Below are 26,626 nucleotides of genomic sequence, written 5' to 3'. Positions count from 1 at the left end.
CCGGCCGCGGCCGATCGTCCATCGTCCATCGTCCGCTCCGGTCACGCGCCCCGCTCGAGGCGGAACACGCTGACCGCGTCCGCGAGCTGCGCGGCCTGGTCGCGCAGCGCGACGGCCGCGCGTTCGGCGTCCGAGATCAGCGAGGCATTCCGCTGCGTCGCGTCGCCGATCTGCGTGACGGCCAGGTTCACCTGTTCGATGCCGGTCGATTGTTCGCGCGACGCGGCGCTGATCTCGCCGATCAGCGTGCTGACCTGGTCGACGCGCGCGACGATGTCGCGCATGGTGCCGCGCGCGGCGTCCGCGATCCGGTAACCCTGTTCGACGGTCGTCGACGATTCGGCGCTCAGCGCGTCGATCTCCTTCACGGCAGCCGCGCTGCGCTGCGCGAGCGTGCGCACCTCGGCCGCGACCACCGCGAAGCCCTTGCCGTGTTCGCCCGCGCGCGCGGCCTCGACGGCCGCGTTCAGCGCCAGGATGTTGGTCTGGAACGCGATGCCCTCGATCGTGCCCGTGATCTCGGCGATCCGGCGTGTTGCGCGGCCGATGTCGTCCATCGTCGCGACCACGCGCTGCACCGCGGCGTCGCCGTTCGTCGCGGCGGCCGACGCGTGGGCGACCAGCGCGTTGGCCTGCGCCGCGTGCTCGGCGCTCTGCTGCACGGCGGCGGTGATCTGCTCCATGCTGGCCGCGGTCTGTTCGACGCTGCTCGCCTGCGTCGCGATCCGCGCGGCCATGTCGCCGCTGCCGGCCGCGATGTCGACCGTGCCGCGCGCGATGTCGGCCGAGCTGTTGCGCACCTGCTCGACGATCCGGGCGAGGCCGTCGCCGATCCCGTCGACGGCCTGCACGAGCCGGCCGATCTCGTCGTTGCCGGCGTGGCCCGCGTTGCCGCGCATGGCTGCGTCATCGCGGATGCGCACGCTGAGATCGCCCGCCGCATAACGCTCGGAGGCGCGTGCCGCCGCATCGAGCGGCAGGCTCACGACACGGCGCACCACGATGACGAACAGCGTCGCGAACGCCGCGACGAGCAACGCGCCGATCATCAGGAAGCGGTTGCGGGTGGCGCGCATGCCGGCGAGCAGTTCGTCGTCGAGCGCGATGCCGCCGACGAGCCATTGCCACTGCGGAATCGTCGTGAACGACACGAATTTCGCGGTGGGCCCGCTGTCGTGCGCGGCAGGGTCGGTCGACGTGTACGCGAGCCGTCCCGTGCCGGCCGCGAGCATCTGCGCGTAGGGCGCGCGCGTGTCGTCGGCAGGCGCGCCGGCCGCATCGGGATGCACGACGAAGGTGCCGCGCGCCGGGCCCTGCGATGCGTCGAGCACGAAGTAGTAGCCGTTGCTGCCGATCTTCAGCGAGCGGATGCCGTCTTCGACGAGCTTGAGCTCGGCGCCGATGTCCAGGCCGACGAACAGCGCGCCGATCACGCGGCCGGTCGCATCGGTCACCGGCTTGTATTGCGTGATGTACGGCCGCCCGAACAGCTTCGCGAGGCCCGTGTACACGCGTCCGGCGACGAGCGGGGCGTACGCGGGGCCCGCACGGTCGAGCTTCGTGCCGACGGCGCGCGCGCCGTCCTGCTTCTTCAGCGATGTCGTGATGCGCACGAAATCGTCGCCGTCGCGCGCGAAGATCGTCGCGATCGCGCCGCTTTTCTTCAGGAACTGGTCGGGAATCGAATAGTCGAGGTCGAGCGGCTGGCCGCCCGCGAGGAGCGTCGGCGCGGCGACGCCGCCGATGTCGACGGTGCGCGCCGGGTCGAGCGAGAACTCGGCCGGCAGGAAGCTCGCGAACAGCGACATCGAGCGATCGGCTTCGGCGGTCAGCGCCTTGTCGAACAGGTCGACCATCGCGCGGATCGACTGCTCGTTGTCGGCGATCCGCAGGTGTGCCTCTTCGGCGAGTTGCCGGCCGGCGAAATGGGCGAGCGTCCATGCGAACACGGTAAACAGCAGGGCGACGAGCGCGCACGCCAGCGCGGCAAGACGCGCGCCGACGCTCACCCGGCCCAATTGGGTCAATCTCATGAAACTTCCTGAGTGGGGAGGGAGAGGGGCGGAACGCACGCGTCACCGCTGATCGACCGTTTAATACGGCAGCATTGGCGAATTCTTTAGCGGCGCGTCGTCGATGGCGATGCCGGCAGGTGCGGCGGGAACGCGGGTGTCAGTGCGTGACGAGCCACGCGACGGCCAGGTAACGGCCGACCTTCGCGATCGTCACGATCGCGAGAAAGCTCGGCAGCGGCTCGCGCAGCACGCCGGCGATCATCGTCAGCGGATCGCCGATCACGGGCGCCCAGCTGAGCAGCAGCGACCAGCGGCCGTAGCGCGCATACCAGCGCTCGGCGCGTGCGAGCGCGGCGGGCTTGACGGGAAACCAGCGGCGCTCGCGGAAGTGCTCGATGCCGCGCCCGAGCGCCCAGTTGATCGCGGAGCCGGCGACGTTGCCGATGCTCGCGACGAGCACCAGCGCCCATACGGGTTCGCGCCCGGCAAGCAGCAGGCCGGCGAGCACGGCTTCGGACTGGAGCGGGAACAGGGTCGCGGCGACCATCGACACTGCGAACAGGCCGCCGTAAGTGAGCAATTCGGACATCGCGCGATTGTACCGGGCGCATGCCGGCCGCCGCGGGGCATGCGGTCACGCGGTCACGAGGACATGCGGACATGCGGACATGCGGACATGCGGACATGCAGTCACGCAGTCACGAGGTCACGAGGTCACGAGGTCACGAGGTCACGGGCCCGACAGGTCATGCGGCATCGGCCGTGCCGAACAGCAGGTGCGAGATCATCGACTTGTCGACCGGCTCGTCGTTGAGCGTGCTCGCGAGCAGTTCGCCCGCGAGCTGCTGCGGCGAAAACACCATGTCGGGCTTCAACAGACGCAGCCGTTCGAGGTTGCGCTGCTGGTTCACGAGCGCGACCGTGCGCACCGACGGCGCGATCTCGCGGATCGCGAGGATGATGAACGCGTTCTCGGCGTCGTCGGAGCGCAGCGCGAGCACCGCGCGCGCGGTCGCCGCGCCGGCGCTTTCGAGCACCGCATGGTCGGTCGCGTCGCCGACGATCAGGTCGGTCGCCGCCGCATAGTTGTGCTCGACGCCGGCCGGCACGACGACGGTCACCGCGTAGCCGCGCTTGCGCAGCCCGTCGTGTACCGCGTGCGCGACGGGCGTCGCGCCGACGATCAGGAAATGATGCTTGCGGATCACGTTCGAAATGCCTCCCTTGACGATCCGTTTCAGATTGCCGCCGATCACGGGGCCGACGACCGCGCTGATCGACGTCGCGAACACCGTGATGCCGAGCACGATCACCGAGGCGGTGAACAGCCGCGCGGTCGGCGCGTGCGGAACGATGTCGCCGTAGCCGACCGTCGACATCGACACGATCGAGAAATAGACGGCGGTGGCGAGGTCATGGACGGGCGGCGTGAATTCGTCGCCGAGATACAGCACGCCGAAGGTGGCGTAGATCAGCAGCGACACGATGCTCAGCAACGCGAACAGGCTGCTCGCGGCGATGCTCGCGCGGTCGAAATGCCGCCAGTAATAAAGCAGCGCGACGACCAGCACGGCCGTGTATGCGAACACGCCGTGGCTCGGATAGCCGCCGAGCGCGCTGAGCGCGGCGGCCGCGACCAGCAGCAGGATCGACAGCACCCATGCGACGCGCGCGCGCAGCAAGATGCCGATGGCCATGGTCGCGAGGCCGGCCGCGATCACGACCTGCGGCAGCACGACGAGCCCTGCGTTGTCGACGAGGTTCAGCGCATCGGCAAGCCACGCGCCGTGGCGGCCGAGCTTCGCGTTGTCGACGACCGGGCGCAGCACCATCAGTGCATCGAGCGCGAGGAGAAGGGCGAGATACCAATGCAGGCCGATCGGCGCGAACAGGCGCCGCAGGCGGGTAGTGACGTGCTTCATTCCGTCGCCCGGCAGGCCGGGCATGTCCAACGAACCAGGCGCTACCCTAAAGCATTCCGCGATCGGCTGCTTTTTCGCGGGGCCCGGCGGCGGTTGCGACGACGCGCGTAGCGGCCGCCGTTCAGTTCCAGCCGGCCATGATCGCGCCCATCCCGACGAGCAGCCCGCCCGTGACGCGGTTCATCGCGCGCATCCGCGCGGGCCGCTGCAGTGCGCGGCTCAGCCGGTGCGAGAACAGCGCCATCGACGCGACGCCGCCCGCGAACAGCACCGCGAAGGTCGCCGAGAGCAGCAGGAACTGCTGGTTCAGGCTCCAGTCGGCGCCCGGGACGATGAACTGCGGGAAGAACGACGGGAAGAACAGCAGCGTTTTCGGATTCAGCCCCGAGGTCGCGAGGCCGCGCCAGAACAGCGCGCGGTGCGAGTCGGTCTCCGGCGTTGCCGACCCGGCGGGCCCTGCCGTAGCGGGCGCGCCGGCCGGCGCGCGGCTGAGCCATTGCTTGCAGCCGAGCCAGACGAGGTAGGCTGCGCCGGCCCAGCGCAGCACGGTCAGCGCGCGCTCGTCGAGATGCACGAGCGAATTCAGGCACAGCGCGGTCAGCGCGAGTTGCAGCAGCACGGCGAGCGTGCCGCCCCAGACGCACGGCAGCGCGCGGCGCCAGCCGGCGCGCAGCGCTTGGTTCATGGTGAGGAGGTTGACGGGGCCGGGAGCGTAGACGAGAACGGCGGAAGCAGCGAGAAACGAGAGGTAAAGCCTGAACGACATGACGGGTAGGGCAGGAACAGGAACACGGGCGCCGAAGCCGCGCGGCCGGATAGGCGCGCGGGCGGCGGGGAATCGCATGCCTGCTGGCCGGCACCGCAACTCGTGATTGCGGCCGTGCGTTCCGCTGCGAAGGGGTTGTCGCGGGGAGCGTGCCGGACAACAGGCATGGGGAAAATATATCAAGGGGCCGGATTAAAAGGCTTCCGCATTTCCACACAAACCGACACAAATCCGGAATGTCGTTCAGATAGAATCGCGCTTTTCAGTAGAAGATTCTTCCTGCCATGGCCACACGTGAACGCTCGCCGAAAACGCTCGACAGCCAGGACCGCAAGATCCTGGGTGCACTGCAGAAAAACGCGCGCCTGTCGAACGCCGAACTGGCCGAACAGATCGGCATGTCGACCACCGCGTGCTGGAACCGCACACGGCAACTCGAGGTGGACGGCTACATCGACGGTTATGTCGCGCTCGTCAACCAGCGGAAGCTGGGCTATGCGGACATCGTGATCCTCGAAGTCACGCTCGATCGCCACGAGGACGACGCGCTCGCCCGCTTCGGCGAGGAGCTCGCTGCGCTGCCCGAGGTGCTCGAGGCGTATCTGGTGTCGGGCGAGTACGACTACTGGATCAAGGTCGCGGTGGACGGCACGGCCGGCTACGAGCGCTTCCTGCGCGAAAAGCTGTACAAGATTTCGAGCATCCGTCACAGCCGCTCGATGTTTGCGCTGCGCTGCATGAAGGACGTGCCGTCGATTCAGGTGTGAGGAAGGCAGAGGTGGGATGCGGCCGTCGTTGAAACGACGGCGCTAGTGGCTGCGCGTATGCGCGCAGAAAGCCGGCGATCGCGCGGGGGAGAAGCCGCGCGGCGCGGTTCGGTACCGCCGCCGGCAACGCGGATGAATCTTCCGTCCGCGATTGTTCAGCCTTCCCACGTGCTGGCCGGATAACGGCTGCCCGCCCGGGCAACCGTCAGACAAAACCGCGCCGAAGCTGATTCGATACCGCGTCGATGCGGATTGGCGCCGGCATCGGCGTTAAAGCGACCTCGACACGCTCCCGACACCGGGAGCGCATTCAGCCGGGGCAACTCTTGCCGGTTTCCACGTTGTTTGCCGCGCCGGGCGTTGCCGGGTGCCGCGGCCTTGCGGCGCGCATCCGGGCAAGCGGATCAGGACGGCATCGTGCGGCCGGCTGTGGGCCGCTCGTACCGCTCAGTGCGGCAGGCGTGCGTGTGCTTCAGCGATGACTTCGCAGGTCTCGAGGTGGAGTGCCCAAGCTTCTGCAATCAGCTCGCCCATACGTGCGAGCCAGCCAGCGGATTCGGTGGAACGGTCGGAGACATTAGACGTTTGCATGACGAAGCCCCATTTAGGTGGCGAGTTAGGGATAACCCTAATCATAGCGAAACACCTCCGCTTTGTGAAATTCGATTTCGTTATATGAGAATTACTGACAATTTGTGTTGCTGCTTCGCAACATGAATATCGGGTGCCTTCGCGCGGCCGTGCTGGCGCGACGAGGCCGTGCCGGCACGGCTCGCATGAAACAAGAGAGGGGGAGTCGGGCGCTGCGGAGGATGGCGGAAGCGGGCGTCGGCTTACCGGCCGATCCACCCGAACCGCCACGACAGCCGCCGCGTCGCGGCGAGCAACGCCTGCGCGAGATCGCTGTCCGGCCCGCGCGGGAAGCCGCGCGACGAACCGATGATCGCGATCACGAGCCGGATGCTGCCGGTGTGATCGAACACGGGCGCGGCGACCGTCCCGATGCCCGGCACCGGCGCGTCGAACGCGAAATCGAGTGTGTCCGCGCGGATCGTCGCGAGCCGCGCCCGGAATGCGTCGTCGGTCGGCGGGGCGATGCGGCCCGCGAGGCGCACGGGCTCGTCGGCGAGCAGGTCGGCCAGCACGTCGTCGGACATGCCGGCCGCGAAAATCCGGCCGATCGCCGTATTGACGAGCGACATCACGGTGCCGACCTGGAGGCTCACGTGCTGCGGCCGCGCCGATTCCTCGAGGCGGATCACCGTCGGGCCGAGCGGCCCGAGCGTCGCGGCCGCCACGCTCATGTCGGTCGCGCCGGCCAGCGCGACGATCTCGGCTTCCGAGTCGCGCGTCGGCGACACGCGCTGCATCGCGATCAGGCCGAGCGCCTGCCCGAGCGGGCCGCCGCCGAAGCAGCCGGCGTCGTCGCGGCTCAGCAGGCCGATCTTCTGCAAGCTGACGAGATGCGGAAAAGCCTTCGCGGCCGGCATGCCGGCCGCCGCCGCGAGATCGCGCAGCGGCAGCGCGCGGCCCGCCGACACCAGCGCGAGCAGCAACTCGCCGGTGCTGTCGAGCGCGTTGATCCCGCGCTGCGCCTTCGCATCGTCGGCCAGCGCGGGCGGCACGCGCGGAGCGGCCGGGGCTGCGCCGGGTGCGGGCGGCGGGGCATCGTGCGCCGCGCCGAGCGATGCGCTTGCCTGCCGTGCCGCGTCGCGCAGTGCCGCCGCGATCGGGCCGTCCCACGCGACGTCGATCGAGCCCGTCGAACCGATCACCGTCAACGCGAGCTGCAGCGCGCCCGCCGCGTCGAACACCGGCACGCACATCGCGCTGACGCCGGGGCTCGGCAGGTCGACGCCGCGCTCGATCCCGCGTGCGCGGATCGCGTCGAGTTCGGCCTGCGGCACGCCGGTGTCCGGCACGGGCTGCTCGCCGCCTGCAAGCGTGTCGGCCGCGCCGGCCTGGCTGGCGGCCATCGCGCGGAGTTGCGCGGGGTCGCCGAACGCGCGGAACACGCGGCCGGTGGCCGTCGTGTCGAGCGACATCACCGAACCGACATGCAGGTTCACGTGCAGCGGATAACCGCCGTGCTCGATGCGCACGATCGTCGGCCCGAGCGCGCCCGGCACCGACAGCGCGACGCTCAGGCCGACCGCTTCCGCAAGTCGCGCCGCGTGCGGCAGCGTCGCGCGATAGGCCGGCTGGCGCTCGATCGACATCAGCCCGAGCCGCAGCGACAACGGGCCCGGCTCGTAGTTGCCGGTGAGCGCGTCGCGCTTCACGAGCGCGAGCCGCGTCAGGCTGACGAGATAGGTGTGCGCCTGCGCGGTCGACAGGTCGGCCGCCGCGGCCAGCTCGGACAGCCCGAGCGGCTTGCGCCGGCGCGCGAGCGCGTCGAGCAGCCGGCCGCCGACCTCGACACTCTGGATCCCGCGCTGCGCCTTGGGCGGCGCATCGTCTGCGCTGACTTCGTGGTTCTGCACGCGATGATTCTTCCGTTGACGAAACCCCGCATGGTATCCGACGCCATTTATCGCGCCAGCCCGCAGGTTTACCCGTATTAGACAATAGCAAGCGACTTTGTCATTGACAAATATTCGGCGCAAGAAGATGATCCGCTCACTCCCCTCAACACATGGCTCGCAGCCACGGAACGCAACATGGCCAAAGCATTCGCCTCCCAAGCCGATCTGGAAGAGAAGAAAGTCACCTGGACGAAGCTGTCCGAGAACGCGTACGCGTACACCGCCGAAGGCGATCCGAACTCGGGCGTGATCATCGGCGACGACAGCGTGCTGATCGTCGACACGACCGCGACGCCTGCGATGGCGCAGGACCTGATCGCGAAGATCCGCAGCGTGACCGACAAGCCGATCAAGCACGTCGTGCTGTCGCACTACCACGCGGTGCGCGTGCTCGGCGCGTCCGCGTATTTCGACGAAGGCGCGCAGCACGTGATCGCGAGCCGTGGCACGTACGAGATGATCGTCGAGCGCGGCGAGGCCGACATGAAGTCGGAGATCGAGCGTTTCCCGCGCCTGTTCGCCGGTGTCGAGACGGTGCCCGGCCTGACCTGGCCGACGCTCGTGTTCGAGCGCGAGATCACGCTGTTCCTCGGCAAGCTCGAGGTGAAGATCATGCACGTCGGCTCGGGCCACACGAAGGGCGACACAATCGTCTGGATCCCGTCGCAGAAGGTGCTGTTCTCGGGCGACCTCGTCGAATACGACGCCGCGTGCTATTGCGGCGATGCCCAGCTCGAGCAGTGGCCGGCCACGCTCGAGGCGCTGCGCGCGCTGAACGCCGAGAAGCTGGTGCCGGGCCGTGGCCCCGCGCTGCTGAACCCGGCCGAAGTGAACAAGGGCCTCGACTACACGAAGGATTTCGTCACGACGCTGCTCGCGCAGGGCCGCAAGGCCGTCGAGCAGAAGCTCGACCTGAAGGCGTCGATGGCGCTCACGCGCGAAGCGATGGACCCGAAGTTCGGCCACGTGTTCATCTACGAGCACTGCCTGCCGTTCGACGTGTCGCGTGCGTTCGACGAAGCGAGCGGCATCACGCATCCGCGCATCTGGACCGCGCAGCGCGACAAGGAAATGTGGGCCGCGCTGCAGGACTGAGCGGCTTGCACAGGCGGGGTGTCCGACAGGGCGCTCCGCCTTTTTTCTGAAGCGGCGACCGGCCGCGGCGTTCCGCCGTCTTGCCGTCCGCCGTGATCCGAGCTCACTAGAAAGCAGGGCGCACGTACGCCCTGGGAGACGGCTGCGCGCCCGAATCGCGCAGCCTGTTTGGAGAGAGACATGCCCCAATCGCTTCATGCCGAAGCGACGCTCGCGCACGCGAGCGCTTCGGCTTCCGCATCCGCCGCGACGGACGACGCGCTGCTGTTCCGCAAGATCGCATGGCGGATCGTGCCGTTCCTGTTCCTCTGCTACGTCGTATCGTTCCTCGACCGCATCAACATCGGCTTCGCGCAGTTGCAGATGAAGCACGATCTCGGCTTCAGCGACGCGATGTACGGCCTCGGCGCCGCGGTGTTCTACGTCGGCTACGTGTTCTGCGAAGTGCCGAGCAACATGCTGCTCGCGCGTTTCGGCGCGCGCCGCACCTTCACGCGGATCATGCTGCTGTGGGGCATCGCGTCGACCGGGATGATGTTCGTGTCGCAGCCGTCGCATTTCTATGTGCTGCGGTTCCTGCTCGGCGTGTTCGAAGCCGGCTTCTTTCCCGGCATCGTGCTGTACCTCACTTACTGGTTCCCCGCGAACCGGCGCGCGGCCGCGATCTCGGTGTTCTTCGCGGGCGTCGCGGTGGCCGGCGTGCTCGGCGGCCTGATGTCGGGCTGGATCATGCGCGACATGGGCGGCGTGCTCGGCCTGCACGGCTGGCAGTGGATGTTCGCGATCGAAGGCGCGCCGGCGATCCTGCTCGCGTTCGCCGCGTTCACGTTCCTGGTCGACCGGCCGCAGAACGCCGCGTGGCTCACGGCCGATGAAAAGGCGCGGGTCGCCGCGCTGTGCGCCGACGGCCGCGGCCACGGCCACGCGCACGACGGGCGCAGCCTCGTGGCCGCGCTCGCCAATCCGCGCGTGTACCTGTTTGCGTTCATCTATTTCTCGCTGACCTGCGCGTCGCTGACGCTCAACTTCTGGATGCCGCTGATGATCCGCGATTTCGGCGTGACCGACGTCGTGGCCGTGAGCCTGTACACGGTCGTGCCGAACGCGGTCGGCGCGGTGGGGCTGGTCCTGATCGCCCGCCGTTCGGACCGGACCGGCGAGCGCCGCAAGCACTTCGCATGCTGCACGATCGGCGGCGGGATCGCGCTCGCGGCGCTGACGCTGCACCTGCACAGCTTCGCGGCGATGCTCGCGTGCCTGTCGATCGCGGCGACGCTGATCTTCGCCGCGCTGCCGATCTTCTGGGCCGTGCCGACCCGCTACCTGTCGGGCAACGCGGCCGCGGCCGGGATCGCGCTGATCAGCAGCATCGGGATCACGAGCGGCATCGTCAGCCCGTGGGTGATCGGGATGATCCGCACGCGCACCGGCAGCATGGATCTCGCCGTGTATCTGCTGGCTGCGTTGCTGGTGGCGAGCGGCGTCGCGCTGATGCTCGGCGTGAAGGGCGAAGCGGCGCCGCGCGACTGAACGCGCCACGGCCGGTCGCCGCGCGCGGGCGGCGGCGACCGGCGCCCATGTTCGCCCCGCACCGGAATCCATCGAGGAGACGATCGATGTCAGCCCCTCTTCAAGCCGACGCCGCGCGTGCCGTCGCGTCCGGCGCCGCCGCACCGGACGACGACGCGCTGTACCGGCGCATCGGCGCGCGGATCGTGCCGTTCCTGTTCATCTGCTACATCGTGTCGATCCTCGATCGCAGCAACATCGGCTTCGCGCAGTTGCAGATGCGGCAGGATCTCGGCCTGACCGACGCGATGTACAGCCTCGGCGCCGTGCTGTTCTTCGTCGGTTACGTGCTGTTCGAGGTGCCGAGCAACGCGTTGCTGCGCCGCTTCGGTGCGCGCCGCACGTTCGCGCGGATCATGTGCCTGTGGGGCGCGGTGTCGGTCGCGATGATCACCGTCGACAGCGCGAAGCATTTCTACGTGCTGCGCTTCCTGCTCGGGCTCTTCGAGGCCGGGTTCTTTCCGGGCGTGGTGTTCTACCTGACGTACTGGTATCCGGCACGGCGGCGTGCGTCGGTGCTGTCGATCTTCTACGCGGGCGTCGCGGTGGCGGGGATGGTCGGCGGGCTGCTGTCGGGCTGGCTGATGCACGGGATGTCGGGCGTGCTCGGGCTGCACGGCTGGCAATGGATGTTCGCGATCGAGGGCGCGCCCGCGATCCTGCTCGGCGTGATCGCGTGGTTCTGGCTGTGCGATCGTCCCGAGCAGGCGAGCTGGCTGTCCGACGCCGATCGCCAGCGGCTTGCGGCCGACCTGGCCGCCGACCGCGCCGGTGCCGCCGGCGCCGCCGGTGTCGCCGGTGCCGATGCGCCGGCGCCGCATTCGCTGCGGCAGGTGCTGGCCGAACCGCGCACGTACCTGTTCGCGTTCATCTATTTCTCGCTGACCACCGCGCTCCTGATGCTGCTGTTCTGGATGCCGCTGATGATCCGCGAATTCGGCATCCACGACGTCGTGCAGATCAGCCTGCTGTCGGTCGTGCCGAACGCGATCGGCGCGGCCGGCCTGATCGCGATCGCGCGGCGTTCCGACCGCAAGCGCGAGCGGCGCCGGCACTTCGCGGCATGCGCGTTCGGCGGCGCGGTGGCGCTTGCGCTGCTGACGCTGCACCTGCCGAGCATCGTCGCGATGATGGCGCTGCTGTCGGTCGCGGCGATGCTGATCTTCGCCGCGCATCCGGTGTTCTGGGCCGTGCCGTCCGCGTACTTCTCCGGCGCGGGCGCGGCCGGCGGGATCGCGCTGATCAGCAGCATCGGCGTGTCGAGCGGCATGATCACCCCCTGGCTCGTCGGGCTGATCCGCACGCGAACCGGCAGCATGGATCCGGCGATGCTGATGATCGCCGCGCTGTTGGCCGCGTGCGCGGTCGCGATGCTGCTGGGGGTGCGGGCGGTGCCGCGTGCGGAGGCGGCGTGACGCCGGCGGCTGCGGTGCGATTCAGTGGAAGGACAGAAACAGCCCGGGCAGGACGAGCAGGCCGTGCAGCACCAGCGCCCCGTAGATCACGCCGCCGCGCGCCTGCAGGTCGATCGACAGGCAGGCGATCGCCGCGATGACGCCGATGGCCGAGAGGCCCGCCGCCCAGAACAGCGCGGTAATCAGCACGCGAACGCCGGTGTACGGATCGTCCATCGAACTGGCGAACACGTAGCCGATCAGAAGCGCCAGCAACTCGACGAGCGCGACGACGAGCAGACCTGTCGCGATTCGCGCGGTTCGTTTGGCATTGTCCATGGCAAGTCGTGGTGAGGAGAGCAAGGGGCGCAAGTCTACACGATCGGTTTCGAACCGATCGCGCGACGGGGGCCGGGAAACCGGGCGGCGGACGCGGCGCGGATGTCGCCCGGCGCGATGGTGCGTCGTCGCGTCGGCTAAGCCCGATACACCTCGATCCGGTTGCGGCCGCGTTCCTTCGCGAGATAGAGCGCCTTGTCGGCGCGTGACAGCGGCTGGTACGCGCCGAAGTCCGACGCCCGCATCGCGTCGATGCCGATGCTGACGGTCAGCGTGACCTGCTGGTCCTCGTGCATCAGCCGCGCCGCTATCGCGCGTTGCTGCACGCGCTGCGCGAATGCCAGCGCGGTGTCGAGATCCGCCTTCGGCAGCACGACCGCGAATTCCTCGCCGCCGACCCGGCCGACGATCCCGTCGGGCCCGGTTTCCGCGAGCAGCAGCCGCGCGAAATGCCGGAGCGCGCGATCGCCGACCGGGTGGCCCCAGCGGTCGTTCAGCGCCTTGAAGTGATCGAGATCGAGCATCAGCACCGCGGCGGCCAGGCCGGTCGTGCGCACGTTGCGCAGCGCGGCTTCGCTTTGCCGCATGAACGCGTGGCGGTTCGACAGTTGCGTCAGGTGATCGGTCGTGGCCATCCGGTGCAGCTCGGCCTCGATGTGCTTGCGGTCGGTCGCGTCGGTGATGAAGCCGTGCCACACGGTGCCGCCGTCGGCCGTGCGCTGCGGGCGCGCATCGCCTTCGCGCCAGCGCAGGCCCTGGCCGGGCAGCAGCACGCGATATTCGAGGCGCCACGGGGTCAGCCGCACCGACGAGTCGTGCAGCGACAGCCGATAGGCGACCAGGTCGGCCGGATGAATCCGCGTCTCGACCGCCTCCGCACTGTGGGCGACCTGCTCGGGCGTCAGTTCATAGATGTCGCTGACACCCGCGCTCGCGTAGGTAAAGAAGCGGTGCCCGTCGGCCGTTTGCCGCAGCTGGAACACGAGCCCGGGAACCTGGTCGGTGAGATCCGTGACGAGCGCGGCCGAGTCGCGCAACCGCGTGGCGAGCTCGCGCAGCGCGGTGATGTCCGTGGTCGTGCCGACCATCCGGAGCGCGCGGCCGTAGGCGTCGCGGGTGATCACCTTGCCGCGGCTGCAGATCCATTTGTAGGTGCCGTCCTTGCAACGGATGCGGTGCTCGACCGCGTAGCGGTCGGTGCGGCGCTCGAAGTGGGCGAGCATCGCGGCTTTCACGTCGTCGACGTCGTCCGGATGCAGCCGTTCGTACGCATCCTCGATCCGGGTGCCGAGCTCGTGCGGCGCGTAGCCGAGCAACGCCTTCCAGGCCGGCGAGTAGTGGATCTCGCCGGTTTCCACGTTGCGATCCCACACACCGGTGCCGCTTTCGGTGAGCGCGAGCGTGGTCAGCGTGCTGTGTTCCTCGACGATGCCGAGCCGTTCGCGCAACGCGGCGGCTTCGATCGCGCGGCAAAGCGCGCTTGCCGCCAGCGTGGCGAGGTCGCGGAGCAGCGTGCGTTGCGTGGCGTCGAGCGTGCGTTGCGCATCGTCGACGACGCACAGCATGCCCAGTGTCGCGCCATCGGGCGCGGCCAGTTCGCAGGCCGCGACGATCCCCGGTGCGTGAGGCGGGCCGCCGTCGTGTTGCCCGTTCGCGTTCGCATTCGCATTCGTGTCGTCCGGCACGAGCCGCGCGTCGGCGGCCGGATCCGGCTCGACCCGGGGTGGCAAGCCATCGGCGAAAAGGGGATCGGGCAGCGCGCCGTCGACGGCGAGCACGCGTGGCGCATCGGCATCCGCGTGCGCAATGAACGCGCCGGCGGCACCGAAATGCGCCCGCGCGACACGACAGACGGTGGCCAGTTCCGGCACGGGCGGGAGCGCGGGCTGAAGGTCGGCCGAACCGCGCGCGGAGGCCGGCGCGTCGCCGGTCTCGGTGATGAACATACGGACCCGCATGGTCGAGTTTTGCAACGGACGATTGCCCTCGTGATCGGACGAATGCCGGTCGGACGAGGCCGCTTGGGGACTGCAATCGCAGAGCTTACTGTTGCGCGGAATGCGTGGCAAGCGAACCGGAATCGTCTGTCGGTATGCGCGATTTGCGTCGATCGGGAAAGAATCCGGTGCATGTTTCGGCAGACGAATCCACCGATCGGCACGCGCCGGGAAACGTGCCGCGGAACCCGGGATGATCGTCAGCGAATTGCTGCCTGTCACCGGGTTCCGCGGCGCGCCCCTGGAGGGCGACGCGCTTGCTGCCTTCGACCTGCGGGACGTCGGGCGGTCAGTGTGCCGTCGCGTAGCGCGGCGCGGGCGTATCGGCCGACAGGTGCGGGGCCATCGTGCGGCGCGCGGCCTCGTAGGCGGCCCATTCGTCACCCGCATGCAGCGACGGGATCGTCACGAGTTCACCGCGCTCGAAGCCGACCAGCGCCGCGTCGACCAGGTCGGACGCCGACATCACGATTTCCTTCGGCAGATGCTCGAGCGGCAGGCCGCCCGTCTGCCAGAAATCGGTGGCGGTCGCGCCGGGCAGCACGGCCTGCACCTGCACGCCCTTGCCGGCGAGTTCGTGATGCAGCGACTGGCTGAACGCGAGCACGAACGCCTTCGTGCCGCCGTACACGCCGTTCAGCGTTTCCGGCGAGATCGCGACGATCGACGAAATATTGATCACCGCACCGCGGCCGCGGGCGACGAAGCCGGGCACCGCCGCGTAGGTGAGGCGCGTGAGCGACGTCACGTTCAGGTCGATCATCCGGGTCATCGCGTCGACGTCGCTGTCGAGCAGCGGCGCGTGCGTGCCGACGCCCGCATTGTTCACTAGCAGCGTGATGCTCGCATCCTGCTTCAGCTTCGCCTCGACGGCGGCGAGGGCCGCGCGGTCGTTGAGGTCGGCGTCGACGATCTCGACGCTGCGCTGCGTGTCGTTCGTGATGCGCTCGGCGAGGGCGGCCAGCCGGTCGCGGTTGCGGGCGACCAGGATCAGGTCGTAACCGCGGCGCGCGAGGCGGTCCGCGTAGACGGCGCCGATGCCCGACGAGGCGCCGGTAATGAGGGCGGTACCGCGATGTGCTTGCGTCATGATGTGCTCCGTTTCGATGGGATTGGCCGGATGGCGTGAAGCCATTCTGGCCGTGAATCGCTGTGACACAAATGACGTAGATAGGTATGATTCAGGACATCGGGCCAACTCACTGGCCAGGGAAGGGAGAACGCACATGCACCGCATCGGCTTTCTGATCAGCGACGGCTTCCAGATCATGGCGCTCGCCGCGCAGTCGGTGTTCGAGTACGCGAACATGGGCATGAGCGAGCCGTTCTACGTGATGGGCAACTATTCGGTCGACGGCGGCGACGTGCGCTCGTCGCTCGGGCTGCCGGTCGCCACGCACGCGCTGCGCGGGCAGCTTGCCGTCGATACGTGGATCGTCGCGGGCGTCAACGATCCGGTCGCGTCGCCGGCGCCGCCCGGCGTCGTCGCGTTCCTGCGCCGCGCCAACGCGCGCGCGCGGCGGATCGCCGGCATCTGCACGGGCGCGTTCGTGCTGGCCGAGGCCGGGCTGCTCGCGCAGCGCCGCGCGACGACGCACTGGGCGTTCGGCCGCGACCTGCAGCGGGACTACCCGGAGATTCGCGTCGAGGAAGACCGGATCTACATCGTCGACGGCCCGATCTGGACGTCGGCCGGGATGACGGCCGGCCTCGACCTCGCGCTCGCGATGGTGGAAAAGGACCTGGGCGCGGATGCCGCCCGCTCGGTCGCGCACAAGCTCGTGATGCACCAGCGGCGGGCCGGCGGCCAGTCGCAGCATTCGGAAATGCTGGATCTCGCGCCGAAATCCGACCGGATCCAGAACGCGCTGAACTACGCGCGGCAGCATCTCGGCCGCGCGCTGACCGTCGAGGATCTCGCCGAAGCGGTGCACCTGAGCCCGCGCCAGTTCAGCCGCGTGTTCACGCTCGAGACGGGGCAGTCGCCCGCGAAGGCGATCGAGCGGCTGCGGCTGGAGTCCGCGCGGCTGATGATCGAGCAGAGCCGCCATTCGCTCGACGTGATTGCGAAGGAAAACGGCTTTCGCGACCGGCGGCACATGCGCGAGGCGTTCGTGCGCGGGTTCGGCGTGCCGCCGCAGGCGGTGCGGCGCGACGCGCGGTCGGATGAGCGGTCGGGCGAGCGGGAGGCGGGCTGACGCGTGTGCGCGAGCCGCTCTGCGCGCGCCGGAAAAATCGCGCAGAATCTCGTCGACCCGCTTCGCGAGGAGACCCGATGCACACCGCCCCGTTCGACATTGCGATTCCCGATCACGCGCTCGATGACCTGCGCCGGCGCCTGCGCGCCATGCGCGCACCGGCGCTGACTCCCGCGGAGCCATGGCAGCAGGGCGTCGACGGCGCCTGGTTGCGCGAGCTGACCGCGTACTGGGCCGAACGCTTCGACTGGCGTGCGGCGGAGCGTGCGCTGAACCGGCTGCCGCAGTTCGTCGCAGACGCAGGCGGGCAGCGCGTGCATTTCATCCATCGACGCGGCGTCGGGCCGAGGCCTTATCCGCTCGTCATCACGCACGGCTGGCCCGGCTCCGTCTTCGAATTCGACGCGCTGATCGATCGCCTCTGCGACCCGGCGGCGTTCGGCGGCGATCCGGACGACGCGTTCGACGTCGTCGTGCCGTCGCTGCCCGGTTTCCTGTTCTCGCCGGCGCCCGCGGCCCCCGGCATGTCGGCGTTTCAGGTCGCCGACCGCTGGGCGGCACTGATGTCCGGTCTCGGATATCGCCGCTTCGGCGCGCAAGGCGGCGATCTCGGCGCGGGCGTGTCGATTGCGCTCGGCGCGCGGCATGCCGACGTGGTGGACGGCCTCCATCTGAACTTCCTGCCCGGCAGCTACGAGCCGCCGACCGACGCGGCCTTGCCGCTGACCGACGAGGAACGGGCGTTCGTGACGCAGCGCGGCGAGTGGGCCGCGCTGGAAGGCGGATACGCGCATGTCCACACGACGAAGCCGCAGACGCTCGCCGTCGCGCTCAACGATTCGCCGGCCGGGCTGGCCGCGTGGATCGCCGAGAAATTCCGCGCGTGGAGCGATTGCGACGGCGACCTGGCGCGGCGGTTTTCGCACGACACGCTGCTGACCGGCATCTCGTTGTACTGGTTCACCGGCTGCATCGGCTCGTCGATGCAGATGTATTGGGAAAACCGGCTGCAGCCCATGCGCTTCGCGGCCGGTCAGCGCGTGGCGGTGCCCGTCGCGTTTGCGCGTTTTCCGAAGGAAATCGGCCGCCCGCCGCGCAGCTGGCTCGAACGGGTGTTCGACGTCGTGCAGTGGACCGACATGCCGAGCGGCGGCCATTTTGCCGCGATGGAGGAGCCGGATCTGCTGGCCGACGATGTCCGGCGTTTTTTCCGGCGGTTTCGGTAATGCGCGGGCAGGCCGGGGAGGTTGGCGAAGGGCGCCGGCTGCCATCCGCACATCAGCGCGAGCCGGCACCACACGGATCGCGACGCGGCGATGCCGCCAGTGTTACCGCGTGACGAACGGCGCGGCGTCGCCCGGCGCCGTGCGCGCATGCTTGCGCTGGCGCAGCAGCGCGACGCGGCAGTTCTCGCGCGCGGTTTCGCGGCCTTCGTCGTCGAGCAGCACCAGATCGCCGCGCATCACGTTCAGCGTGATCACGTCCTCGCCCGGCGCGCCGAGTGTTTCCGGCGTATGCACCGAGCCGGCCGGTTCGAGCACCGTCGAGCCGGCGTGCGCGATCCAGTCGTATTCGAGGTAGCGCCACGCCCCCTGCAGCGTATGGACGAATACCTCGCCGTCGTGGCGATGGCGCGGCAGCGTGCCGCCGGCCGGCATCTTCAGCAGCGCGGTGAGCGTGTCCTCGGCCGCGTTGATGTGCAGGTACTTGATCGCGAGCCCGGGCAGGTCGGCGCTCATCGGCAGCCACGGCAGCGCGTCGCCGGGCAGGCACGAGATCGGCGGCAGGTCGGTGGAGAGCGGAGCGGACGGCTGCGTCATGGCGGGAAGCGGAGCGGAAATGGGGAGCCCGCATTATCGCAGAGCCGGCTTGCGCGGCCGAACGCGACGTTTCGGATCGGCTCGAGCGCAGGTGAAGGGGCGATCCTTACAGCGTGAAATATGCAGCTAAACTGTACAGTTTGACTGTACATCTGCTATCTTGAATTCATGAACCCGCCATTACCTCCCTCCGACGCGCTCCCACTGGCCGGCCTCGCCGGCGAACTCCGCATCTCGGTCGGCAAGCTGATGCGGCGGATGCGGGAGCAGATCCACCCGAACGACCTCACGTCATCGCAGAAGTCGGTGCTGTTGCGGCTCGATCGCGACGGCCCCGCGACCGTATCGGCCCTGGCGCGCGCCGAAAGCGTGCGTCCGCAGTCGATGCGCGTGACGGTCGCGACGCTCGAGACGCTGGGCGCCGTCAGCGGCGAGCCCGATCCGTCCGACGGCCGGCAGACGCTGATCGCGGTCACGCCCGGTTTCCGCAAGGTGCTGCAGGCGAACCGCGCGGCCAAGGATGACTGGCTGTTCCGCGCGCTGCACGCGCAACTGTCGGCGGCCGAGCAGGCCAAGCTCGCGTCCGCCGTGAAGCTGCTGCAACGGCTCGCCGAATTCCAGGAAACGCCGCGCCCTTGAATCGCATCGGCCCGCTTGCCGAAAGGACCACCCGAACATGAACCTCCCGCATCTCGTCGCGTATTTCTTCGGCGGCGCGTTTCTCGCGAACGTCGTGCCGCATCTCGTCAGCGGATTGCGCGGCGAGCCGTTCCAGACCCCGTTCGCGAATCCGCCCGGGCGCGGGTTGTCGTCGTCCACCGTGAATGTCGTGTGGGGCGTCGCGAACCTCGTGATGGCTTATGTGCTGGTGTGCCGCGTGGGCGATTTCGACCTCCGGGTCACGGCCGATGCCGCGGCGCTCGGTCTCGGCATCCTCGCGCTCGGCCTGTTCCTCGCGCGGCGCTTCGGCGAACTGCACGGCGGCAACGAGCCCGACCGGGAGCGGCCATGAGCGTGCCGGCGGCGGGCGTATTCCGTTCGCTTCGCAGTTTCAACTATCGTGTGTGGGCGATCGGTTCGCTGGTGTCGAACATCGGTACGTGGGTCCAGCGCACCGCGCAGGACTGGCTCGTCCTCACGCAGCTCACGCATCACGACGCATCGGCCGTCGGCACGGTGATGGCGTTGCAGTTCGGGCCGCAGTTGCTGCTGTTGCCGTGGACCGGCTACGCGGCCGACCGCTTCGACCAGCGCAAGCTGCTGATGGTGACGCAGGCGCTGATGGGCGTGCTGGCGCTGGTGCTCGGCGCGCTGACGGTCACGGGTGTCGCGCGGCTCGAGCATGTCTACGTGTTCGCGTTCCTGTTCGGCTGCGCGGCGGCGTTCGACGCGCCCGTGCGGCAGACCTTCGTCGCGGAACTGGTCGGCGATCGCGAACTCGCGAACGCGGTCGCGCTCAATTCGACGTCGTTCAACGCCGCGCGGATGATCGGCCCGGCGGCAGCGGGTTTCATGATCGCGTCGGTCGGCACGGGCTGGGCGTTTGTCGCCAACGGGCTCAGCTTCTTCGCGGTGCTGGTGTCGCTGTTGCTGCTCCGCGAGGACGAACTGCGCGCGAACCTGCGGGCGGGCCGCTCGCGCGGCGGCCTGCTCGACGGGTTCCGCTACGTGTGGCGGCGCGACGACCTGAAGGCGATCCTCGTGATGCTGTTCCTGATCGGCCCGTTCGGGCTCAACTTCCAGCTGTTCATCTCGACGATGGCGGCCAGCGTGTTCCACGTCGATGCGCGCGGGTTCGGCGTGCTGTCGTCGATGATGGCGGTCGGCACGGTGTCGGGCGCGCTGCTCGCCGCGCGCCGCGAGCAGCCGCGCTTCCGGCATCTGTGGTTCGGTGCGGTGCTGTTCGGGCTCGGCTGCACGCTCGCGGCGCTGGCGCCGGGCTATTGGCTGTTCGCCGCCGCGCTGGTGCTGACCGGGATCGCCGCGATCACCTTCATGAACTCGACCAACAGCCTGATGCAGTTGTCCACCGAGCCGGCGATGCGCGGCCGCGTGATGGCGCTGCGCCTCGCGGTCGCGCTCGGCGGCACGCCGATCGGCGCGCCGGTGGCCGGCTGGGTCGCGAACCATCTCGGCCCGCGCTGGGCGCTCGGCGTCGGCGCGATGTCCGGTTTTGGCGCCGCGTTGGTCGCGACGCATTTCGTGAAGCGCAGCCGCGCGCAAGCGCAAGCCGACCGCGCGCGCGACCGGTTCGACGGCGTGTGACCGGGCGAACGGGCGGGGCGCTGGTGCCGCCGCCGCGCTTGTCGATCCCCTCATCGCCGGCACGCTGCCGCACGACGGGCGGCCGGGAGCCCGATCCTTTGCGTGAGTCGCCTACGCCGCCGGCCGTGCCGTCGCCGCGTGCGCGGCTTCCAGACACGACTGGAACAGCAGCGCGGCCCGCGACGGCCGCGGCGAGCGCCGCAGCAGGCTCACGAACCGGCACCGGTAATTGAACCGGTGCGGCGCGATCGGCTGCATCAGCCCCTTGTTTTCGAAACTTTCCGCGTAATGGTCGGGCAGGAAGCCGAGATAGCGGCCGGACAGGATCAGCGTCGCGATCGACTCCTGATCCGACGCGGTCGCGCTGCGCGTGAGCTTCGCGCGGTGGCTCAGCTCCATGTTCGGCGAATGGAAGCCGAGCCCCGCGAATGCGTGGTTGCGGATCGTCGTCCACGTGAGCTTGCCGTGCGGCGCGTCGTAAAGCGGATGCTGGCGGCCGCAGTACAGCAGCATCCGTTCGTCGAACAGCTCCGAATACACGAGGCTGCCGGAGTTGCGGTGCGCGGGAATGATCCCGACCTGATAGCTGCCGTCGATGATCCCGCGCTCGACCTCGTTGATCGACGCGACATGCAGGTTCAGCGCGACGTCGGGCGCCTCGTCGGCGAACTGGCGGATCGCGTCGCCGAGGCGAGCGTTCGCGTTGGTGGCCGTCTTGTCGAACACCGCGACATGCAATTCGCCGCCCATCCGGTCGTGAATGCCGTCTATCCTGCTTCTAAACGCTTCCATCGACGCGAGCAGCCGCAGCGTCTCCTCGTATACGGTCTGCCCCTCGGGCGTCAGCGTGAAGCCCGCGCGGCCGCGCCGGCACAGCACGAGGCCGACGCGCGTTTCCAGGTCCTTCACGTGCCGGCTGATCGTCGAGATGCCGATATTCAGTTCCAGTTCGGCCGCCGCCATCCCGCCGCACTGCACGACGCCCTTGAAGACCCGCAGCAGGCGGAGATCCATGTCGCTGAGCTGCCCGAGCAGCGCGCGGCTCTTCGGTTTCTTTGCTTGCATAGTTGCGCAAGTGAACATTGATATTGCGATATTGAAGAGACTAATTGGCCTCCCGACAATGCGCAACATCATCACAAGAAGGAGGGGCGCGCCGCGCCGACCGACATGACCGACATCACCACCGCCGCGCAGCAGGACGACACGACCATCCGCACCGACGCCGCGTGGCTCGACGCGCACTGGATGCCGTTCACGGCCAACCGCCAGTTCAAGGCCGACCCGCGCATGATCGTGTCGGGCAAGGGCGCGTATTACACGGACGCCGAAGGCCGCAAGATCTTCGACGGCCTGTCGGGCCTCTGGTGCACGGGCCTCGGCCACGGTCGCACGGAAATCGTCGAAGCCGTGAGCCGCCAGGTCGCGCAGCTCGACTACGCGCCGGCGTTCCAGTTCGGCCATCCGAAATCGTTCGAGCTCGCCAACAAGATCAAGGAACTGACGCCGGCCGGCCTCGACTACGTGTTCTTCACGGGGTCGGGCTCGGAAGCGGCCGACACCTCGCTGAAGCTGGCCCGCGCGTACTGGCGCGCGAAGGGCAAGGGCACGAAGACGCGCCTGATCGGCCGCGAGAAGGGTTATCACGGCGTGAACTTCGGCGGTATCTCGGTCGGCGGGATCGGGCCGAACCGCAAGCTGTTCGGCCAGGGCCTCGACGCCGACTTCCTGCCGCACACGCAACTCGCCGAAAACAAGTTCTCGCGCGGGATGCCCGAGCACGGCGCCGAGCTGGCCGACCGCCTGCTCGACCTGATCGCGCTGCACGACGCGTCGAACATCGCGGCCGTGATCGTCGAGCCGTTCTCCGGTTCGGCGGGCGTGGTCGTGCCGCCGAAGGGTTATCTGAAGCGCCTGCGCGACATCTGTACCGCGCACGACATCCTGCTGATTTTCGACGAAGTCATCACGGGCTTCGGCCGTGCCGGCGCGATGACGGGCGCCGACGCATTCGGCGTGGTGCCGGACATCCTGAACTTCGCGAAGCAGGTGACGAACGGCGCGCAGCCGCTCGGCGGCGTGGTCGCGACGAAGGAAATCTACGACACGTTCATGGCCGCGGGCGGCCCCGAGTACATGCTCGAGTTCCCGCACGGCTACACGTATTCGGCGCATCCGGCCGCGTGCGCGGCCGGCGTCGCGGCGCTCGACCTGCTGGTGAAGGAAGACGCGGTGGCCCGCGTGCGCGATCTCGCGCCGCATTTCGAGGCGGCCGTGCACGGGCTGAAGGGCCAGCGCCATATCGCGGACATCCGCAACTACGGGCTGGCTGCCGGCCTGACGATCGCGGCACTGCCGGGCGAGCCGGCACGGCGCCCGTACGAGATCGCGATGCGCTGCTGGGCGAAGGGCTTCTACGTGCGCTACGGCGGCGACACGATCCAGCTGGCGCCCCCGTTCATCTCGGAGAAGCGCGAGATCGACAACCTGGTCAACGCGCTGTCCGACGCACTGAACGAAGTGGACTGAGCCGCGGCGCGCACCGACCGACAACCGAATTCACGAAAGAGCCTCAACGATGAAACACGACAGCAATGTGACCTCCACCGTCGGCCACCTGATCGACGGCAAGCGCGTCGACGGCGGCAGCCGCGTCCAGCCGGTGTTCGACCCGGCGACCGGCGAATCGCACAAGAGTGTCGCGCTTGCCGACAAGCTGACCGTCGAAGCCGCGATCGCGTCCGCGCAGGCCGCGTTCCCGGCCTGGCGCAACACGCCGCCGCTGAAGCGCGCCCGCGTGATGAGCCGCTTCAAGACGCTGCTCGAGGAACACGCCGACGAGCTGTGCGCGCTGATTACGGCCGAGCACGGCAAGGTGCTCGCCGATGCGATGGGCGAACTGCAGCGCGGGATCGAGAACGTCGAATACGCGACCTACGTGCCCGAGCTGCTGAAGGGCGAGCACAGCAAGAACGTCGGCCCCGCGATCGATTCGTGGAGCGAGTTCCAGGCGCTCGGCGTCGCGGCCGGCATCACGCCGTTCAACTTCCCGGTGATGGTGCCGCTGTGGATGTGGCCGATGGCCGTCGCGTGCGGCAACACGTTCGTGCTGAAGCCGTCCGAGCGCACGCCGTCGTCGACGCTGCGCATGGCCGAGCTCGCGCTCGAAGCGGGCCTGCCACCCGGCGTGCTGAACGTCGTGAACGGCGACAAGGAAGCGGTCGACACGCTGCTGACCGACCCGCGCGTGAAGGCCGTGAGCTTCGTCGGCTCGACGCCGATCGCCGAATACATCTATTCGACCGGCTGCGCGCACGGCAAGCGCGTGCAGGCGCTCGGCGGCGCGAAGAACTTCGCGGTCGTGATGCCGGACGCCGACATCGGCAACGCGGTGAACGCACTGATGGGCGCCGCGTACGGGTCGTGCGGCGAACGCTGCATGGCGATTCCGCTGGTCGTCGCGATCGGCGACGAGACGGGCGACAAGGTGGTGGCGGGCCTGAAGGCCGAGATCGAGAAGATGAAGGTCGGCCCGGGCAACGGCGCGGGCGTCGACATGGGCCCGCTCGTCACGCAGCAGCATTTCGAGAAGGTGACGGGCTTCGTCGACGCCGGCGTGGCGGCGGGCGCGACGCTCGTCGTCGACGGCCGCGGCGTGAAGGTCGACGGCCACGACGGCGGTTATTACCTCGGCCCGTGCCTGTTCGACAACGTGAAGCCCGGCATGCCGATCTACCAGCACGAGATCTTCGGGCCGGTGCTCGGCGTGATCCGCCTGAAGTCGCTCGACGAGGCGATGGCGCTGATCGACGCGCACGAGTACGGCAACGGCACGTGCCTGTTCACGCGCGACGGCGAGGCCGCGCGCTACTTCAGCGACAACATCCAGATCGGCATGGTCGGCATCAACGTGCCGCTGCCGGTGCCGGTTGCCTACCACTCGTTCGGCGGCTGGAAGCGGTCGCTGTTCGGCGACCTGCATGCGTATGGCCCGGACGCTGTGCGCTTTTACACGAAGCGCAAGACGATCACGCAGCGCTGGCCGTCGGCCGGCGTGCGCGAAGGAACGGTGTTCAGCTTCCCGTCGAACCGCTGACGCGCTACCCGGCCGCATGAACCGCCCGCCTGCGGGCGGACGATGCAACGCGGCCGGCGCGATCGCGAGCAGGCCCGCCCGGATCGACGATCCGGGCGGGCTTTTTTTATGTCCTCGTGGCGGGCGCGGAAGGCGGCGGAACGACGCTTACGGCGCGACCACGTGCCACATGTCCTTGAAGTTGTCGCCGTTGCGGTCGCCCTGTTTCATGTCCTTCGAGAAGAAGTACAGCGGCTTGCCCTTGTATGCCCATTGCGGGCTTCCGTCGTCGCGCTTGACGATCGTGTAGGGCCCGACCGGAACGTCGGTCGCGCTGGCCTTGTAGGGCGGCCAGAAGGATTCGCACTGGCCCGTGCACGCGCTGGTGCCGGCGTTGGCCTTGTCCTTGTCGAACGTGTAGACGGTCATCCCGTTCGCGGCGACGAGCGAACCGTTTTCGACTTTCGTGATCGAGCCTTGAGCCGACGCCGATGCGGATGCAATGGCGAGCAGGGCGGAGCTGACGAGCAGCGCGGCTTTCATGAGGGCCTCCTGAAATCCGGTGGGCGGCCGCGATCGTGCACGGGCGAGCGTGCGCCGGGATCGCGATGAATGGTGCCGGAGCGCGGCGCCGTCGTCGCCGGTGCGAGCGACGCAGGGTCGAATGGCGGCAAACGGAGCGCTCCATTCACGATAGGCGGTTTTTGGCGGGGCTGCGAGAACATCGGGGGGCGTATCGGGGGCATATCGGGGGCGTATCGGTATCGGTCGCTCGTCTGCGTCACGCAACGGGCCGTGATCGCCGCCGCGCGCCGCTCCGGTATTCGACATCCGTCCCCGAGTGCGCGTCGCGCCCGCCCGTCGATCAGCGTTTCGCGCGATTGGTCAGCGCGACGCCCGCGATCACGAGCGCACCGCCCGCCAGCATCGACGGCGACAACGGCTCGCCGAGCAGCGCGACCGACAGCAGCACGCCGAACACGGGCACCAGGTTGGTGAACACGGCCGCGCGGGCCGGCCCGAGTTCGCGGATGCCCTGCGAATACCAGACGAACGCGACCACCGTGCCGATCGCGCCGAGATAGAGCATCGACGCGACGGCCTGCCACGTCAGCGGCGTGCCGCTGCCGGCGGGCGGGCCGAACAGGTGCGCGACGACCAGCAGCGCGAGGCCCCACAGCGCCGCATACGTCGTGGCGGACAGCGGCGACAGCCCGTCGAGCGCGCGCCGGCCGATCACGGTATAGGCGGCCCAGCTCAGCACCGCGCACAGCATGAAGCGTTCGCCGGCACCGAACGTGTTGCCGAGATCGGTCAGCACCCGCAGCAATTCGCCGCGGCTGATCACGACCAGCGCGCCGAACAGCGCGACGGCGATGCCGGCCCAGCGCGACAGCGACAGGCGTTCCCCGCGCACGACGATCGACAGCAGCACGGCGGTGGCGACCGGGTTCAACGCGACGAACAGCGCGGTGCGGCCCGCCGGCATCCGCGCGAGCGCCGCGAAAAAACACACGTTGTAGAGGAAGATGCCGGTCGCGCCGAGCCCGAAGGTCGTCAAGACCTGGCGGCCGCTCAGCTTCGGCAGCCCGCCTTCGATCTTCCACGTCAGCACGACCAGCATCAGCGCGGCGATCGCGAAGCGGCCGGTGGCCGCCGAGGTCGCGGACATCGTCGCGGCGAGGATCCGGCCCGCGATGAACGTCCCGCCCCAGAACAGCGCGACGAGCGTGAGCTTCACGTAGACGGCCGCGTGCGGCCGGGGGGCGGCGATGGCGGCGGGTGGGGCGGGAGCATTCATGTGGCGGGGTTTCTCGGTGAGCGCCTGCGGCAACGCGTGAACGAGCGCGCGCGGCCGGTTATGCCGAATCGCGCGATG

Annotated in this window: 23 protein-coding genes; 11 read left to right on the top strand and 12 right to left on the bottom strand. The window is 69.0% G+C overall.

Annotated elements, in window-relative coordinates; translation table 11 throughout:
- Positions 1-41 precede the first annotated feature (41 nt).
- From PQB87_RS26695 to PQB87_RS26680, 4 genes are all read right to left on the bottom strand, one after another.
- Positions 42-2,033: a methyl-accepting chemotaxis protein gene (locus PQB87_RS26695; protein WP_301860216.1), complete on the bottom strand. Its 1,992-nt coding sequence runs from the start codon at positions 2,031-2,033 to the stop codon at positions 42-44.
- A 139-nt stretch (positions 2,034-2,172) separates the two neighbouring features.
- Complete coding sequence (locus PQB87_RS26690; protein ID WP_059484983.1) at positions 2,173-2,604, bottom strand: YqaA family protein; 432 nt, start codon at positions 2,602-2,604, stop codon at positions 2,173-2,175.
- A gap of 157 nt (positions 2,605-2,761) precedes the next feature.
- Positions 2,762-3,937, bottom strand: a complete 1,176-nt coding sequence (kch, locus tag PQB87_RS26685; RefSeq protein ID WP_059694969.1) for a voltage-gated potassium channel protein — start codon at positions 3,935-3,937, stop codon at positions 2,762-2,764.
- A gap of 121 nt (positions 3,938-4,058) precedes the next feature.
- A complete protein-coding gene (locus tag PQB87_RS26680; RefSeq protein ID WP_111943382.1) occupies positions 4,059-4,703 on the bottom strand; it encodes a LysE family translocator in 645 nt (214 codons plus the stop codon).
- A gap of 284 nt (positions 4,704-4,987) precedes the next feature.
- Here PQB87_RS26680 and PQB87_RS26675 point away from each other — a divergent pair, with 284 nt between their 5' ends.
- Positions 4,988-5,470: an Lrp/AsnC family transcriptional regulator gene (locus PQB87_RS26675; RefSeq protein ID WP_021159229.1), complete on the top strand. Its 483-nt coding sequence runs from the start codon at positions 4,988-4,990 to the stop codon at positions 5,468-5,470.
- Between the two features lie 833 nt (positions 5,471-6,303).
- Here the strand turns inward: PQB87_RS26675 and PQB87_RS26670 are convergent.
- Positions 6,304-7,953, bottom strand: coding sequence for an IclR family transcriptional regulator (locus tag PQB87_RS26670; RefSeq protein WP_489242912.1), 1,650 nt, complete (start codon positions 7,951-7,953; stop codon positions 6,304-6,306).
- Between the two features lie 177 nt (positions 7,954-8,130).
- Here PQB87_RS26670 and PQB87_RS26665 point away from each other — a divergent pair, with 177 nt between their 5' ends.
- From PQB87_RS26665 to PQB87_RS26655, 3 genes are all read left to right on the top strand, one after another.
- Positions 8,131-9,090, top strand: a complete 960-nt coding sequence (locus PQB87_RS26665) for an MBL fold metallo-hydrolase (protein WP_059683417.1) — start codon at positions 8,131-8,133, stop codon at positions 9,088-9,090.
- Between the two features lie 180 nt (positions 9,091-9,270).
- Positions 9,271-10,620, top strand: coding sequence for an MFS transporter (locus PQB87_RS26660; protein WP_489242911.1), 1,350 nt, complete (start codon positions 9,271-9,273; stop codon positions 10,618-10,620).
- 86 nt (positions 10,621-10,706) lie between these two features.
- Positions 10,707-12,074, top strand: a complete 1,368-nt coding sequence (locus PQB87_RS26655; protein WP_489242910.1) for an MFS transporter — start codon at positions 10,707-10,709, stop codon at positions 12,072-12,074.
- A 21-nt stretch (positions 12,075-12,095) separates the two neighbouring features.
- Here PQB87_RS26655 and PQB87_RS26650 read toward each other — a convergent pair whose 3' ends face one another.
- The 3 genes from PQB87_RS26650 to PQB87_RS26640 form a co-directional block, all read right to left on the bottom strand.
- Positions 12,096-12,425, bottom strand: a complete 330-nt coding sequence (locus PQB87_RS26650; protein WP_148712285.1) for a hypothetical protein — start codon at positions 12,423-12,425, stop codon at positions 12,096-12,098.
- Positions 12,426-12,529: 104 nt separating this feature from the next.
- Positions 12,530-14,350 carry a sensor domain-containing diguanylate cyclase gene (locus tag PQB87_RS26645; protein ID WP_258404029.1) on the bottom strand — a complete coding sequence of 607 codons (1,821 nt, stop codon included), beginning with the start codon at positions 14,348-14,350 and terminating at the stop codon, positions 12,530-12,532.
- 328 nt (positions 14,351-14,678) lie between these two features.
- On the bottom strand, positions 14,679-15,479 hold the full coding sequence (locus PQB87_RS26640; protein ID WP_153489608.1) for an SDR family NAD(P)-dependent oxidoreductase: 801 nt from the start codon (positions 15,477-15,479) through the stop codon (positions 14,679-14,681).
- Positions 15,480-15,615: 136 nt separating this feature from the next.
- Here PQB87_RS26640 and PQB87_RS26635 point away from each other — a divergent pair, with 136 nt between their 5' ends.
- Both PQB87_RS26635 and PQB87_RS26630 read left to right on the top strand, forming a co-directional pair.
- Positions 15,616-16,587: a GlxA family transcriptional regulator gene (locus PQB87_RS26635; protein ID WP_059853659.1), complete on the top strand. Its 972-nt coding sequence runs from the start codon at positions 15,616-15,618 to the stop codon at positions 16,585-16,587.
- A 77-nt stretch (positions 16,588-16,664) separates the two neighbouring features.
- A complete protein-coding gene (locus tag PQB87_RS26630) occupies positions 16,665-17,813 on the top strand; it encodes an epoxide hydrolase family protein (RefSeq protein WP_174413040.1) in 1,149 nt (382 codons plus the stop codon).
- 102 nt (positions 17,814-17,915) lie between these two features.
- On the opposite strand, the gene PQB87_RS26625 is transcribed toward PQB87_RS26630, so the two are convergent.
- The gene (locus PQB87_RS26625) at positions 17,916-18,407 is read right to left on the bottom strand and encodes a 2,4'-dihydroxyacetophenone dioxygenase family protein (RefSeq protein ID WP_175860942.1); all 492 of its coding nucleotides are present in this window, start codon (positions 18,405-18,407) and stop codon (positions 17,916-17,918) included.
- A 168-nt stretch (positions 18,408-18,575) separates the two neighbouring features.
- On the opposite strand from PQB87_RS26625, the gene PQB87_RS26620 reads away from it, so the two are divergent.
- From PQB87_RS26620 to PQB87_RS26610, 3 genes are read left to right on the top strand one after another with little or no spacing between them, the layout of a single operon-like run.
- A complete protein-coding gene (locus tag PQB87_RS26620) occupies positions 18,576-19,046 on the top strand; it encodes a MarR family winged helix-turn-helix transcriptional regulator (protein ID WP_489242909.1) in 471 nt (156 codons plus the stop codon).
- A 37-nt stretch (positions 19,047-19,083) separates the two neighbouring features.
- Complete coding sequence (locus PQB87_RS26615; protein WP_111943394.1) at positions 19,084-19,419, top strand: hypothetical protein; 336 nt, start codon at positions 19,084-19,086, stop codon at positions 19,417-19,419.
- On the top strand, positions 19,416-20,672 hold the full coding sequence (locus PQB87_RS26610) for an MFS transporter (protein WP_489242908.1): 1,257 nt from the start codon (positions 19,416-19,418) through the stop codon (positions 20,670-20,672). The genes PQB87_RS26615 and PQB87_RS26610 overlap by 4 nt, the downstream gene beginning before the upstream one ends.
- A gap of 111 nt (positions 20,673-20,783) precedes the next feature.
- Here the strand turns inward: PQB87_RS26610 and PQB87_RS26605 are convergent, their stop codons facing one another.
- Entirely contained in the window at positions 20,784-21,737 is a 954-nt protein-coding gene (locus PQB87_RS26605; protein ID WP_021159214.1) for a LysR family transcriptional regulator, read from the bottom strand.
- 105 nt (positions 21,738-21,842) lie between these two features.
- Here PQB87_RS26605 and aptA point away from each other — a divergent pair, with 105 nt between their 5' ends.
- Positions 21,843-23,201, top strand: a complete 1,359-nt coding sequence (aptA, locus tag PQB87_RS26600; protein WP_489242906.1) for an omega-aminotransferase AptA — start codon at positions 21,843-21,845, stop codon at positions 23,199-23,201.
- 49 nt (positions 23,202-23,250) lie between these two features.
- Complete coding sequence (locus PQB87_RS26595) at positions 23,251-24,768, top strand: CoA-acylating methylmalonate-semialdehyde dehydrogenase (RefSeq protein ID WP_021159212.1); 1,518 nt, start codon at positions 23,251-23,253, stop codon at positions 24,766-24,768.
- A gap of 147 nt (positions 24,769-24,915) precedes the next feature.
- Here the strand turns inward: PQB87_RS26595 and PQB87_RS26590 are convergent, their stop codons facing one another.
- A complete protein-coding gene (locus PQB87_RS26590; protein WP_021159211.1) occupies positions 24,916-25,290 on the bottom strand; it encodes a COG4315 family predicted lipoprotein in 375 nt (124 codons plus the stop codon).
- Positions 25,291-25,612: 322 nt separating this feature from the next.
- Positions 25,613-26,548, bottom strand: a complete 936-nt coding sequence (locus PQB87_RS26585) for a DMT family transporter (protein ID WP_489242905.1) — start codon at positions 26,546-26,548, stop codon at positions 25,613-25,615.
- Positions 26,549-26,626 lie beyond the last annotated feature (78 nt).

It is taken from the genome of Burkholderia sp. KL41 (assembly GCF_057005415.2).
The sequence above is the reverse complement of the archived record's forward strand: the minus strand, read 5'-3'. Positions and strand labels throughout refer to the sequence as shown.